The sequence below is a fragment of the Paenibacillus cellulositrophicus genome (assembly GCF_009363095.1).
Taxonomy (GTDB): Bacteria; Bacillota; Bacilli; order Paenibacillales; family Paenibacillaceae; genus Paenibacillus_AQ; species Paenibacillus_AQ favisporus.
Window position 1 is genome coordinate 306,456 of the sequence record NZ_CP045296.1, and the last position, 14,660, is coordinate 321,115.

The window sequence follows — 14,660 nt, forward strand, 5'->3', positions numbered from 1 at the left end:
CGAAAGCGGAGAATTTGATATATTTCTACCGATTTAGCATTTTCCACACCGCTCAAAAGCTTGATGCAGCAGCATTTTTAGCCATTTCGGTGCTCATGGTTCGGTAAATTCCAATCTCAAGGAAATCACGCTGTTTACCGCAGGTGGAAGCGTTTTTATGATGGGATTACCGGTGAATCACGAACACCGAAAATCGTAACACCCCCAAGATGAGCCCCAAAACATGAAGGAGGAAAGAGTATGGCAAAGAAGTGGATCAATATGGTTGCGGCAGTCACGATGCTCATCTTCGTACTCAGCGCTTGCAGCGGTGGAAGCAAAACTTCCAATGAAGGAGCTGCACCGTCAGCGGAACCTGCACCAACCGGAGGCGCCGGAGCCGGAAGCAGCACCGAGCAGTATGGCGACACAGGCGGATTAAAGCTGCCGCTGGTTGATAAGCCGACGACGATTAAATTTATGTTGTCGAGCAACTCGGCCAAAATCGGCGACGACAAGCTGATTGTCCAGGAGCTGGAGAAGCGTACGGGGATCAAGGTCGAGTTCCAAACGTATTCCCCGCAAACGTATCAGGACAAATTGAAGGTTGTGGTGGCCTCCGGCAAACTTCCGGACATTTTCATCGGGCTGAAGCCGGCTGAACTGAAAAAAATCGGCCAGCAAAAAGGCGTAGTCGCGATCAACGAATATGCCGACATGCTGCCGAACTTCTCCAAATTGTATTTGAAGGAAAACAATTGGGTCATTAAATCGTTTGGCGACGAAAAAGGCAACATTTATACGTGGCCCATCTACGACCTTAACCGGGATGTCAATCATGGCTTCCTGTACCGGAAAGACATTTTTGACAAGAACGGCATCAAGGAATGGACAAATACAGAAGAATTCTACCAGGCTCTGAAGAAGCTGAAGGAAATTTACCCGGATTCTTATCCTTATGCTTCCAAAGGTCTGGCCAACATCTTCAGAGATTGGTCCTTCGGATGGGGCATCGGTAATGGCGACAACTATCCGGCGTATTACGACGAAAAGGACGGAACGTGGAAATATGCGACGGTTCAGCCGGAGCACAAGGATATGCTTGATTTTATGAAAAAGCTGTACAACGAAGGGCTGATGGATCCCGAGTTTCTGACGGATACGCAGGATTCCTGGACGACGAAGATGACGACCGACAAATCGTTTGTCACCTGGGATTGGATCGGCAGACTCGACTTGTTCTACAACCAGGTGAAGGACAAAAATCCGGATTATGATTTAAGATACGCCAATCCGGTCGGCCCAACGGGCCATGTCAGAACCCTTCCGAAAGTCTCCGACTTTAGCATTGCGGTCGCCAACAACAAGAACAAGGAAGCGGCGCTTAAACTGCTCGATTACCTCACCAGTCCTTCGGGCGGCGAGCTGATGACCGTTGGTGTGGAGGGTGTCAACTTCGAATGGGGGCAGGACGGCCGTCCGGTGTATCCGGAGCTCAAGGATCTCCCGCTCGTCGATATCGGCGTGCTGGAAGACCGCTACGGCATGTGGCTGGAAGGAGCATACCTCAGACCGGATAAACGCAGCGTGTACTATAAGTTCTCCGAAAAAGAACAGGAAGCCCAGGACAAAATCATGAAAGATGACAAGAGAGAACCGATGGATCCGATCCTGAACTTCACCGATGACGAAATTTCCACGATGGCGGAGCTGCAAACATCGCTTCAGAAAGCGGCGGAGGAATTCAACGCCAAATATATTCTGGATAAATCTTACGGCGACGCACAGTTCGAAAATTTCAAGAAGCAAATCGCCAAGCAGGGCCTGGACGACCTGATGAAAATTTATAACGATGCCCAAAAACGTTACGACGCGGCGAAATAAATCAATGAGGATTTGAAGACTTATGAAGAAACCGAACAAGGGACGTTTGACCGAAACGCTGAAGCACATCCGGCGGGACCGTGAACTGCTGCTGCTCTTTATCCCGTGTATTCTCTTTTATATCATTTTTCGCTACGGTCCCCTGTACGGCTTGATTATTGCTTTTAAGGACTACAGCGTGTTCTCCGGCGTGATGGGCAGCGATTGGGTCGGCCTGAAGCATTTTGTTAAATTTTTCAGCAATCAGGACTTTTGGATGCTGTTCCGCAATACATTGCTGCTTGGATTTTACACGCTGATCTTCGGCTTCCCGTTTCCGATTCTGCTGGCGATCCTGCTGAACGAGGTCCGGACCAAGTGGTTTAAAAAATCGGTGCAAACGCTCAGTTACCTGCCGGCGTTTTTGTCAGTCGTCATTATCAGCAGCATGATCATCGACTTCCTGTCGCCGACGAACGGTCTGCTCAACCAGCTGCTTTCTGCGTTCGGCTTTGAGAAAAAGTACTTTCTCGTAGATCCCGGCTGGTTCCGTCCGATCTATGTGATCTCCGAGATCTGGGGCACGATCGGCTATGAGTCGATCATCTACCTGGCCGCGATTGCGGGAATCAATCCGACGCTGTATGAAGCGGCCCGTGTTGACGGCGCATCCCGGTTTCACATGATCCGGCACATTACGATTCCCGGTCTCATGCCGACGATGCTCATTATGTTCATCCTGAAAACAGGCTCGATGATCCGAATCGGCTACGAAAAGGTGCTGCTGCTGTACAATCCGATGACCTACAACGTGGCCGACGTCTTCTCGACATATGTGTACCGGAAAGGACTGCTCGAATCCAATTACAGCTATGCCGCCGCGGTCGGCATGTTTGAAGCGCTGGTGGCCATGACGATGCTCCTTGGCGCAAATGCAATCAGCCGGAAGATCGGAGGGAAAGGGCTATGGTAGGAGAACGCAAAATATCGGTCTTCAGCATCGTCAACGCCCTGATCCTGGCCTGCATCGCGATTGCGACGCTCTATCCGGTGCTCTACATCACGGTCATTTCGTTCAGCGACACGGCTTCGGTCATTCAGGGCAAGGTATTCCTGTTTCCCAAAGGCTTTAATCTCGATGCCTACAAAGAAGTGCTGAGCAACAACACGATTCCCAGAGCTTATCTGAATTCCATTTACTATACGGCTTTGGGTACCTTCATCAATCTGCTGTTTACGGCGGTGGCTGCGTATCCGCTGTCCCAGCCCAATTTCTTCGGGCGGAGGGTGTTCATGCTGGGGATCATTGTCACGATGTTCCTGAACCCCGGCATTATCCCCACGTACATCGTCGTTCAAAAGCTGGGGCTGACGGATACGGTCTGGTCGCTTGTGCTGCCGAACGCGATCTGGACGATGGAGCTGATCATTCTGAAGAGCTTCTATGAAAACATGTCGTCACAGATCCGTGAGGCGGCCCTCATCGACGGCGCATCGGAGACGCGGATTCTGTTCAGTATCGTCATCCCGCTTTCCAAGCCGGCGCTGGCATCCATCGGCCTGTTCTTTTTCATGGGCCACTGGAACAGCTTTTTCCTTCCGCTCATTTATTTGAACGACAAGGAGATGTATCCGCTTCAGGTGGTCCTGCGCGATATGCTCATTTTTAACAGCGAAAATGATGCCGGACTTGTGGACCGGGCGGCCCTCGCACCGCAGGCGGTCAAGAACGCCACGATCGTGCTGTCGATGATTCCGGTGCTGCTGATCTATCCTTTTGCCCAAAAGTATTTTGCCAAAGGAGTCATGTTAGGTTCCGAGAAGGGTTAAGCGGACGGATGTGGAATAGTTGTCATCATGAGAGGTGACGCCAATGAATCGGCTGCTTGCAAACCGGGGACTACTGCAAATCTTCTGCTCTCTGCTGTTAGTCATCATGATCATGTCTGCATCAAGCTATGTCGTTTACAAAAAATCCATTTCCGGCATCTATGACAAAGTTACGCAAAACAATCGGCTCGTCGTTAAAAATATCATCCAGGCGTTCGACAGCAGCTTTACGACGGTCAACAATCTGATTTTTACGATCCACGGACTGCCGTTTGATCCGGTCAAATCCGGAGACGACGGCCGTATGGATATGGCACAGGTCTATAATTTGCAGGATAATCTGGCATCGCTGATTTCTTCTGTCGATTATATCGAAGATGTCATCGTTTTTTACGACAACCAGGATCTGGCCATTACGGCTAATGGAACGAGCGACATGAAGCTGCTCTTCCAGAACAAGTATAGGCACGATACGTACAATGCCTCGTACTGGCGCAGCTTTTCCAAATCCAAACGTCCGTTTACGGTATTTCCTTCTTCCGATTACATGATGCAGACGGAAGGGTCTAAAACGCAAAGCCGGCAGCTCATCGCCGTCATGGACGGCAACAAATACAAGCTGTCGGATAAAAACGTGATTATCCTGATCAATGCGGAAAAGCTGCTGCAGCATGTGAACATGTCCTCCATGATTCCGGGAGCGTCCATGATCGTGCTGGACGGCGACCGGAAAATCGTGCTCAGCACGGAAAAAAACTGGGACCTGGTCGAAGTGCTGAACGACGTCTATTTTAACCAGTCCCAGGAAGACTCGCTGACCCGCGGTGACTTCGAGTATCATGTGTACCAGTCGGATTACAACGATTTCATTTACATTGATAAGATGCCTTATCAATTCCAGAATATCGATACCGTGGCCAGCGGCAGCCGGATCATTATGGTGATCGCCATTGTGAGCGCGGTGCTGCTGTCCGGGCTGCTCAGCGTCTATCTGTACCTGCCGGTCAAAGGCATTCTTCAGCTGTTCGGAGAGGGCCGCGTCAAAGGGAATGACTTTCGGAAAATCTACAGCGGCATCGTCAAAGTCCAGCGCGAGAACGAAGCGCTAAGGCAGCGGATGGAGAGAGCCGAGGCTGATATGTGCAGGAACGCGTTCTTCCGGGTGCTGGAAAGCCAACGCTCCAGCGACATCGCGCGGGATGTGCTGAAATATGAGCCGTTTTTCTTCCGGGACCGCAGCTTTGTGATGGCATCCCTTGAGTTGAGGCTTTCCCAGAAGGGGGATCGTTCTCATCCCGCGATGGAGCCCCGGCAGATGACTGAGCTGCTGCGCAAGGAACTTGGCAGCATGGCGGGTGCGGGCTATACGGCAGTGTTTCACCAGCGGGAGATGCAGTTTCTTATCCTGCTGGGCATACCGCAGGGCGGCGACCGGCAGACGGTGATATCCGGCTGGGCTGCCTTCATTCAGGAAGCGAACCGCGATGTGCTGCCTGGGTATGTGCTCCGTTCCTTTGTCAGCAAGGATTATGAGGCTCATGTCCCGAACCTTCTGTCCGCTTATCAGGACATCTTGAACGGGATGCTCTACCGGAACGTACAGGATGAGGCGCAGACCGTGATCGATACTGCGGCGGTACAGTATGTGGGTGACGTTTATTTTCCACTGGAGAAAATGGATCATTTGGCCCGCTGCCTGACGGCCGGACTGACTGAGGAGAGCATCCAAATCGTGACGGACATTATTCACGAAAATGCAGGCCGGAACATTCATCATTATCATCTGGCCCATGTGGCCAAAAGCATGTTCCTCTATCTGATCAAGCCGGCCAAAGCTACGGCGGAAGGCGATCAGGAACTGATGCAGCTGGAGTCCCGGTTCATACGGCGGGTTGAGCAGGCATTTGATCACCGCGAAATCACGGAGGCGCTCCTGGAAGTGGTGAAGCGGGTTGCCGGCAGCCGCGGCGGCGAGCCGAAAAGCAAGCTGAATCCTGCCTTTATTTCGCAGTACATCGAGCTTCATTATATGAACAACCTGTACCTCGACCATATGGCGGAGGTGCTGGATACGAGCCCGAAATACTTTTCGAATTATTTCAAAAAAACGTTCGGCATCAACTACGTCGAATACCTGAACAAGGTGCGGCTGGCGCACGCCCGCGAATTTCTGAAGAACACCGATTACAACATATCGGAAATCGGGGAAAAGACGGGGTACATGAACGCGTCAACCTTTACCACGACGTTCAAAAAATACTACGGCATCTCCCCCAGCGAATACCGGAAAATGGCGGGGGAGGGGTAGAAGGAGCGAACTATCGTCATGAAAGCCGTTGCCGCATTACGAGGAAGCATTGTAGTCACGGATACGGAAGACCCGCCTCTGGAGAGGGGGCATGTCCGGATCCGGACCGAATATTCAGCCATTAGTCCCGGTACGGAGCTGTCTTTTCTGAAAAAGGGAGGCGATCATCCGTCCCTGCTCGGGTACAGCGCGGCCGGCATCGTCGAGGAAATCGGCGAAGGCGTGAACGGCCTGCTGCCCGGTCAAAGGGTGGCATGTTATGGAGCCCCCTATGTCCGGCATGCGGAACGTCTCACGGTTCCGTCCAATTTAGTGGCCGCGGTACCGGACCACGTCCTGCCGGAGGAAGCCGCTTTTGCGGGCCTTGGGGCGATAGCCATTCATGCCCTGCGGACGGCGGATCTGCGGTTCGGGGAGTCGGCGGTGGTCGTGGGACTTGGCATTCTGGGCCAGATCATTGCCCAAATCGCTTCAGCGGCTGCAGTTCGCGTCGCAGCGCTCGATTTGAACGCGCAGCGCGTACTGATGCTGCAGGAACAAGGAATCCGTCACGCGTATAACCGGCATGAACAGCTTGAGGAGCAGCTGCAGATCCTCACGGACGGCCATGGGGCGGACAGCGTCATCTTGTGCGCAGGGGGGCCGGGGGAGGAGCTGATCAACCGGTCGCTCACCTGGATTCGCGACCGCGGCAATATCGTGGTTGTCGGCGACTTGACCACTACGTTTTCCCGTGGTCAGATGTTCGGCAAGGAGGCGCAGGTGCTCATCTCCAGGGCCGGCGGGCCCGGCAGATATGACAGCGGATATGAGAAGGATAACCGTGATTATCCGATTGGTTATGTGCGGTGGACCGAGGGCAGAAACGTTGCGGAATACGTCCGCCTCCTCGCAGAAGGACGAATATCGGTACTGCCGCTCATATCGCACCGCTACCCGCTAGGTGAAGCGGAAGCGGCTTACGCCAACTATTTGAATCCTACGGATTGTCTGGGAACGATTCTCGAATACGAATCCTGAAGGAGGATGTGTGAATGCGGAAGTCATGGTTTGCACTATTGGCATGTGTTGTACTGTTAACAGGCTGGACTGGATTGGGAGGCAGCGGCACGGCAAAGGCGGAAGACAGCCGTCTGTCGCAGAAAGTGTATGGCAGCCCGGAAGAGCTGCTGCCGCCGCTGAACTACACCGTTTCGATTTTTAACGGGACCGTAGGCTATGAAGAGGGACGGCCGGTCATGTATACCGTGTCTAAAGGGAAACCGGGCCAACTGAATGTCATTGACCTGGAGGATTACAAGCTGCTGCGCAGCATTCCGATCCCGCCCTCGGAGAGCTCATGGGCGCATACGGTTGCGCCGGACGGCACGCTGTACGTCGCGGCCGACGGCAGCGGGGCCAGGTTGTGGAAATATTCTCCGGTGACGCATACCGTGGAACAGGCCGCCTCCTTTGCGGGCGAATCATGGCCGATCTGTATCACAACGGATGAGGCGGGCCGGGTATACGTCGGTACGTATCCTGGAGGCAAGGTGATTCAGTACGATCCAGCCACCGGCCAAACCAAGGACTATGGCCGCGTGATCGGTAACATTGCCCAAGAATATGTCCGCTCCATCGCATATCAGGGCGGTAACATTTATGCGGGAACGGCGCATCATCAGATTGTCCGCGTTAACCTGGAGACCGGCGAGAAGACGGACATTGCCGCGTCACTGAATGTTCCGGAAGGGGACGATACGGTATACGATTTGGACACTATCGACAACCGCTACCTGTTCGCCCGTTATACGGATGGCAGTGGTGTGCCGGGTCCGGCGTACATCTATGATACACAAACCGGTTCCTGGCTCGATACGGTGCTGGACAACGTGACCGGACTGCACGAGACCGATTCCTTGGACGGCAAAATTTATTTTATGTCCGACAAAAAATTGAAGACCTTCGATCTTGCCACGCATGAAGTCAGCGAAACAGGAATGGAGTATAATAGCGGATTCCGGGGAGCCGATTGGGTAGAGTTTCCGAACAACCCCGACCTCCCGGGTAAAAACCTGGTTACCGTCCGCTATGACGGCGGAGTGGCGATCATGAACATCGAGACCAAGCAAGTGCACCTGATGCCATCCGTCGTTCCGGGATTGCCTGGCGTGGTGAACCGGATCCAGTCCGCTCCGGACGGGAATCTGTTCGTCACCGGGGTACAAACGAGCCGGGGTTCGATTATCGACCCGAATACCCTGACTTCCTCGGCATTCTCCATTGGTCAGGCGGACAGTGTATATCCGCTCGGCGATAAAATGTATATGGGCGTCTATCCTGAAGGAGCGCTGTTCGAATACGACATGACCAAGCCGCCGGGGACAGAAAACCCGAAGAAGACGTTCGTCCTGGAAAATGGGCAGGAACGCCTGGTGAATATGACATCGGGAGGCGGCAAGCTCTATATCGCGACCATCCCGGGTTACGGTACCCTTGGCGGATCGGTTACGGTATATGATCCCGCTACGGGGGACAGCCGCGTTCACCGCAACGTCGTGCAGGATCAAAGCGTCCTGAGCCTTGCCTATAAAGACGGCAAATTGTTCGGATCGACGACGATTCGCGGGGGATTGGGCTCGGAGCCATCGGCGGATGAAGCGAAAATATTCGTATGGGACACCCAGACCGAGCAGAAGATCACGGAATTCCCGCTGCGGATTGCCGGACTCGATAAACCGGTCTTCATCGGGGATTTGAGCGTAGGTCCGGACGGACTGATCTGGGGCGCGGCGTATGAATACGTGTTTGCACTGGATCCAAATACGTATCAGGTTGTAAAGAGCAAAAAGGTGCAGTCTGGCGTTAGCTATACGCAGTGGGCTCATCACACGATCCGCTGGTCGGAAGACGGCCTTATGTACGTTTTATTCAACAACAAACTGACGGTCATTGATCCGCAAACGCTGGAATCGCGCACGATCACCAATGCCGCCCGGTTCGAGCTCGGCAAGGACGGCAACATCTACTTTACGGACAATGCCACGAATACGATCATGTACCGGATTGAGGTCGATGGGGAAATTGTCGAACAGCCACCTGGCATTCCGCTTCCGGTTAAAAATCCAGGATTTGAGGATGCCGTGAATGGCACTGCGATCCCCGGTTGGACGTCCTTGTTTGCCACCGGTTCCGATTTGAGCTACGCGGTCAGCACGGACCGGAGCTCCTCCGGCAGTGCCAGCCTGAAGCTGAAAGATAATACCCGTACGGGATCCGTCGCCTTGCAAAGCGATAAGATCACCGTTGAACCGGGCAAGAAATACACGTCCAAAGTCCAGGTGTATATCGAATCGGGACAGCCGGGAACGATGCTGCGCTTCTTTGACAGCAGCAATCAGACGCTGGCAACGCAGGAGATCCATCTGGACGAGAGCCGGCTGGCCCAGTGGCAGACCGTGACGCTAAACGCCATGGCTCCCGACAATGCGGCCTACGCCCGCTTGATCGCAGTGGTCAGCCGCTACAACATGGCGTCGGCATATTATGACGACTTCTCCCTGTCCGTTGAAGGGACGCCTGAACCGGCGGATCAGGCAGCGCCTGTGTCTGCGGCCGAGGTATCGCCCGCTGCAGGCGAGAGCGGCTGGCTGAACCGTGACGCATCCGTGCAAATCCAGGCGGAGGACGAGGGCAGCGGCGTGGCCGCCATAACCTATGCTGCCAGCGGAGCGGGTTCGCTTGAACCGGTTCGAGTAGAAGGAGCAACCGCGTCCTTCAACGTGACTGCCGAAGGAGTCACCACGGTGACCTATTCGGCCGAGGACCAGGCCGGCAACAAGGAGGATGCGCGGGAGCTTACGGTCAAGATCGATAAAACGGCGCCTGAAATCACGTTTACCGGGGAAGCAGCCTATACGGTAGATCAGAAGGTGTCCATTCAGTGTGCGGCGTCCGACAGCTTATCCGGTGTCGCATCGGAACCGTGCATCGGGACAGACCGGCCCGCATATGAGCTGGAGCCTGGCACCAATGTGATCACGGCTTCGGCTAAAGATGCCGCAGGCAATGAAAGCACCAAGGATTTTTCATTCGGGGTTACGGCAACGTACGACAGTCTGGGCACGCTTGTGCGTTCGTTCCTGCCTGCGGATGCCGACTTTGCTCAGTCGCTGAACGCGAAGCTGCTGGCGGCCAAGGCTTCGGCCGGACGTGATCAGGCTCAAGCGGTGCAGGGTCAGCTGTCCGCGTTCGAGCAGGAGGTTACCGCCCAAAGCGGCAATAAGCTGACGGCGGATCAGGCAGCGGTCCTGCTGAAGTGGGTGAAAACGCTGAAATAGAAGGATATCGAAATGAACAGTCGTGTTAAGCGTCGTCAAATGAGGAGTCTGCGAGCAAGCGCAGGCTCCTTTTCTTTTTCTGGACGATTCCGGATCTTTAGAACCGGCGAGGTTACCAGTGTTTGCAAAAATCGGCAACTTTCCCAAACGAAAAAGCGTTTAACATGTAGTTCGATCCGGATCGAAAACCGGACAAAGAGGATACTTATTTGATACAAGGGGCAGGGAGATGAAATAGTTATGAATAAAAAGCACCACTTTGGCACCGTAGCACGGTCTGCCGTGATGCTGACGATTTTGGGAGCCACGGTGATACCCAGCCCGTTTGTGGCGGCAGAGGATTTAGCAGTTCCGGCTAAGGTTCTGAGCATTCAGAACCCATCCTCAACTGGACAGGCGGCGCAGGTACCTGCCCAGAAGGCGGCAATCAAATGGAAATTTAGCCCTTCGTTTTACGATCAGGCAACCGGTTATTCCTACTACTCCGCCTCCTCCGACCAAATGAGCAGTCGCACCATCTATGTGGATCCGAAGGGGGAGTGGCATGCGTTTGCAGAAGGCGTAACGATACATCGGGACTACACTTTGGAAACACCGGTCGTGGACAGGACGAAATACGGCGATCCTATGGAAGGACTCTACTCGACCGTATATGACCCATCAAAGGAGACTGCGACGAGAGGGGTATATTTTGCAGGCGGCTCGGACCTCCAGCATGGATTTCGTTACGTAAAAAACTATTACAAGCGGAAGGACGCGCAGGGAAAGGAGTATACTGCTTCCGATTTCAGCCTGCTCCTTCGAACCCATTCCGGAGTGATCCGCGAGATCGAGCGTGTGCCTAACCGTTTGCGTTTTAAGGCGATGCCGGACGGAAATGCGCTTGCGGTTCAGTACAGCGCTCCCCATAATCCGGATGAAATACTGATCATCAACACCGAAACGGGGAAGAAGAAGCACCTGGCATATGGCCGACCAGAATACTATGACGCAAAAGGGGGGCGGCTTCTCATCACCCTCAATAAAACGGGAAATCCAAGCATCGTGTATACGCTAGCCGACGGTAAGCAGCGCCCGGCGACGGAACAGGATTGGAAAGCGTTTAGCAGCATTAGCTTGGCTGAAGTCCGCCACCTTCCGTGGCCGGACCCTGCCACTGCGCCTTCAGCTGATTTGCAGCCACAGGATTTGCCGGTGACATCGGTCCAATCTCAAGATCAAATCTTGGTCCGAGCTGCGATTGGCGGTCGTGCGGTGAATTTATCCTTTGCTTTTGTCCAAAACGGCCGGACTCTGTTCCCCGTTCGCGAATTGGCGGAGCAGACAGGGCTGGAGGTTAAGCAAACGAAGGTGTCTGGAAAAGCGGGGGGCACATCTTTTACCTTGAAAGGACCTGGGGGGAGCGTAAGTTTAACGCCGACTGACCCTATGATGATCGGCAGCCAGCTCTTTATTGGCTCTGATATCTTGAAGCGGATTGGCCTGCCGGTGCAGGGGGTGAATTGGAATCCCTAATTAGATGAGGGCGGAATTGGAGATTGGCTCATCTTTGAAAGAAGGGATTGATGATAGATCCATCTAATGGTTACTCGAACCGAAAAACTAGGAATTACATAGTGAAAGGAGAAATCAACGGTGAACAAGAAGCACAAACGGAAGGCCTTGTTGTTTGCAGCGCTGCTGACTGCGGCGGGTACGGCGGTGGTGCCAAGCCCCAGCGTACAGGCAGAGGAGGCACCTGCGGCTCAGGATAAATATCAGACAATCGAGAAACTGCCGGCGAGCGCAGATCAGCCAACCAAGAAGCAGTCGAAAGAAACGTTCACATGGGAGTTCTATCCTATATTTTTTGATAAGTCGACAGGACGTTCTTATTACAATGCGCATACTTTTGATGAGGAGCGTTCATACGAACGAACGATATATCAGGATGCAGATGGTCAATGGCATTCACTGGAAGAGGGGTTATCTGTCAATTGGGATTATGAACTGGGTGCGATCAAATTATGGAGATACGGGTTTGGCGAGGGACTCAGCGAACTCTTCTCCACGTTATACAATCCATCCAACGAAGTAGCAAACACAGGGGTTTATTGGATGGGCAGTGACGACAACCGTTACGGGCTACATTACATGAAAAATTACTACACTCGGCAGGATACCAATGGCTATTGGCATTCATCCGAGTACATTCTGCTCCAACGAACAGAGGATGGCGTGGTCCGCGAGGTTGGACGTACCTGGCATCGGCCGCTATATTACCCGGTGCCGAATGGTAAGGTTCTCGTTCAACAGTACAGTAACACGGCTAAAATGAATGAGTTATTGATTTATGATCCTGTTTCGGGGCTCATGAAGCACTTGGTCTACGCAAGCCTCGATTATTATGATCCACCTAGCGGGCGTCTGCTCGTCAACTATAACAAGCCGGGCCGCCCAATCGCAGTGATTACGTTGGCCGATGGAAAAATACGTCCGGCAACGGAAGATGATTGGCAGGAATTTAACCGTCTTTTGTCGGAAAAGGAAGACGCTGCGCCTCGGCCAAACGCATCGACCAAGCCCCCTGCCGATCTACAACCACAAAACTTGCCTGTGACACCCATTCAAATTCGTGATCAGATCACTGCAAGAGCCACTATTGGCGGCAAGGTGGTATATCTCAGTTTTGCCTTTATTCAATACGGACGCACGATGATTCCTGTACGGGAACTGATGGAGCAGACAGGTCTGGAAGTGATACAGCAGAAGGTGGCTGGGAAGGTAAACAGCAGTTCTTTTACCCTAAAAGGTCCGGGAGGAACCGAGACGGTCACGGCTGCTGACAGCATGATGATCGGTGACCGGCTCTATGTTGGATCTAATGTCTTGAAACGGATCGGCCTGCCGGTTCAGGGGATGAATTGGAATCTGTAAGCAAGATCGCGGCCTTTCATAAAAAAACGGCATGCCCTCCCATGGTGTCTACATGGGAGGCATGCCGTTTTCATTACAATCGGTTGGGTCTGATTACAAAACAGTTGGTTTCATTACAGGGCAGTTGGTTTGGCTTCGCTGCCGTGCCGCTCCTGCCGGGAAGACCAGCTTACGTACAGAAGCAGCAGCGCGGTGATCACAATTAACGCAATGATCATCCCGATCACCCCGTTCCAGCCGAAGCCAGACAAGAAGAAGCCGCCGGACCAGCCCACCAGACTGGACCCCGTGTAGTAGAAGAGCAGGTAAAGGGATGAAGCGTAAGCTTTATAGCGCATCGGTGCCGCTTTGCCCACCCAGCCGCTGGCAACGGTGTGTCCCGCGAAGAAGCCGCATGCGAACAGAATCATGCCTGCGATCATAAAGACCACGTTGCCCGCCAGCATGAGCAGGGCACCGACAAGAAGCATGCCCAGGCCGCTGGCAATCAAGCCGGCACGCGAATAACGGTCGGCCAGCTTACCGAACCAGACGGAGGACCAGGAGCCGATCAGCTGGAAGACGAACAGGCATCCGATCAACGTTTGACTCAGCTCATAAGGCGGCTGGGACAGCGGGAAGTCGATATAGTTAAACAGCGTAACGTACGCGCCGAGCAGCAGAAAACCGATCAGGTACAGGCACAGGAGCCGGGTGTTTGCAAATCCGTTCCGGAAGCCGTCGGCCCAGTGGTGCAGCGAAATGCTGACCGGTTTGAAGTGGTTTGATTTGGGCAGGTAGAGCCAAAACATCAGACTGCATAGAAGGCTGACCAAGCCTAGGACAAACATCGCAATATGCCAATTGAAAAAATCGGTGATCAGACTGATGATAACCCTTCCTGCAAAACCGCCTACCGCAGTGCCTGCCACATAGAATCCCATGACCTGCCCGATGCTGCGCGGTTCGATCTCCTCGTTGAGATAAGTCATGGCGATGGCCGGAAAGCCCGCAAGGCTGACGCCTTCGAGCAGCCTTGCGGCCAGCAGCAGATGAAAGTTTGTGCTGAACGAAGACGCCATAGCCAGCACGGATGTAACAAACAGCGACACGCTCATGACGCCTCTGCGCCCCCAGGCATTGGACAGCAGGGAGACAAACAGCATGGTAACCGCTAATGTAATCGTTGAGAAAGAAATGATGAAGCTGGCACTGGAAGGAGATACGTGGAATTCCTTCGCAAACGTGCCGATCAAAGGCTGCGGGCTGTACAGGATCGCAAAGGTGACCAGACTGCCCAACAGCATGCTGACCAGTACCCGGAAATAGGCACGGGTACCGATTTGAATGTACTGCACGGCAAACGCCTCTCTTTATTAAGTTCTGTAAACTCTTCTCATTCGGTGACGTCCCTAAGTATACGCCTGGTTCGCTTATGTTGTATAATGAATTAAAATTATCAAATT

General features: G+C 53.3%; 9 protein-coding genes. 8 read left to right on the forward strand and 1 reads right to left on the reverse strand.

What is annotated here, in order from left to right:
• Positions 1–240: 240 nt before the first annotated feature.
• The 8 genes from GCU45_RS31155 (at position 241) to GCU45_RS31190 (ending at position 13,215) form a co-directional block, all read left to right on the forward strand.
• Positions 241–1,863 carry an extracellular solute-binding protein gene (locus tag GCU45_RS31155; RefSeq protein ID WP_152403816.1) on the forward strand — a complete coding sequence of 541 codons (1,623 nt, stop codon included), beginning with the start codon at positions 241–243 and terminating at the stop codon, positions 1,861–1,863.
• 22 nt (positions 1,864–1,885) lie between these two features.
• Positions 1,886–2,815, forward strand: a complete 930-nt coding sequence (locus GCU45_RS31160; RefSeq protein ID WP_152403818.1) for an ABC transporter permease — start codon at positions 1,886–1,888, stop codon at positions 2,813–2,815.
• Positions 2,809–3,672, forward strand: a complete 864-nt coding sequence (locus GCU45_RS31165) for a carbohydrate ABC transporter permease (RefSeq protein ID WP_076166805.1) — start codon at positions 2,809–2,811, stop codon at positions 3,670–3,672. The genes GCU45_RS31160 and GCU45_RS31165 overlap by 7 nt, the downstream gene beginning before the upstream one ends.
• A 43-nt stretch (positions 3,673–3,715) precedes the next feature.
• Complete coding sequence (locus GCU45_RS31170; protein WP_152403820.1) at positions 3,716–5,980, forward strand: helix-turn-helix transcriptional regulator; 2,265 nt, start codon at positions 3,716–3,718, stop codon at positions 5,978–5,980.
• An 18-nt stretch (positions 5,981–5,998) separates the two neighbouring features.
• Positions 5,999–7,000 (forward strand): zinc-dependent alcohol dehydrogenase, encoded by a 1,002-nt coding sequence (locus tag GCU45_RS31175; RefSeq protein ID WP_152403822.1) that lies wholly within the window; start codon positions 5,999–6,001, stop codon positions 6,998–7,000.
• 14 nt (positions 7,001–7,014) lie between these two features.
• Positions 7,015–10,299, forward strand: a complete 3,285-nt coding sequence (locus GCU45_RS31180) for an OmpL47-type beta-barrel domain-containing protein (RefSeq protein ID WP_152403824.1) — start codon at positions 7,015–7,017, stop codon at positions 10,297–10,299.
• Positions 10,300–10,539: 240 nt separating this feature from the next.
• Positions 10,540–11,814, forward strand: coding sequence for a hypothetical protein (locus tag GCU45_RS31185; RefSeq protein WP_152403826.1), 1,275 nt, complete (start codon positions 10,540–10,542; stop codon positions 11,812–11,814).
• A gap of 120 nt (positions 11,815–11,934) precedes the next feature.
• Positions 11,935–13,215 (forward strand): hypothetical protein, encoded by a 1,281-nt coding sequence (locus GCU45_RS31190; protein ID WP_152403829.1) that lies wholly within the window; start codon positions 11,935–11,937, stop codon positions 13,213–13,215.
• Between the two features lie 113 nt (positions 13,216–13,328).
• Here GCU45_RS31190 and GCU45_RS31195 read toward each other — a convergent pair whose 3' ends face one another.
• The gene (locus GCU45_RS31195; RefSeq protein WP_244364750.1) at positions 13,329–14,552 is read right to left on the reverse strand and encodes an MFS transporter; all 1,224 of its coding nucleotides are present in this window, start codon (positions 14,550–14,552) and stop codon (positions 13,329–13,331) included.
• Positions 14,553–14,660: the final 108 nt, after the last annotated feature.

Excerpts from the sequence above, each read along its gene's own strand:
- GCU45_RS31185 (WP_152403826.1), top strand. The coding sequence starts at position 10,540 with ATGAATAAAAAGCACCACTTTGGCACCGTAGCACGGTCTGCCGTGATG.
- GCU45_RS31170 (WP_152403820.1), top strand. The coding sequence starts at position 3,716 with ATGAATCGGCTGCTTGCAAACCGGGGACTACTGCAAATCTTCTGCTCT.
- GCU45_RS31155 (WP_152403816.1), top strand. The coding sequence starts at position 241 with ATGGCAAAGAAGTGGATCAATATGGTTGCGGCAGTCACGATGCTCATC.
- GCU45_RS31165 (WP_076166805.1), top strand. The coding sequence starts at position 2,809 with ATGGTAGGAGAACGCAAAATATCGGTCTTCAGCATCGTCAACGCCCTG.
- GCU45_RS31180 (WP_152403824.1), top strand. The coding sequence starts at position 7,015 with ATGCGGAAGTCATGGTTTGCACTATTGGCATGTGTTGTACTGTTAACA.
- GCU45_RS31160 (WP_152403818.1), top strand. The coding sequence starts at position 1,886 with ATGAAGAAACCGAACAAGGGACGTTTGACCGAAACGCTGAAGCACATC.
- GCU45_RS31175 (WP_152403822.1), top strand. The coding sequence starts at position 5,999 with ATGAAAGCCGTTGCCGCATTACGAGGAAGCATTGTAGTCACGGATACG.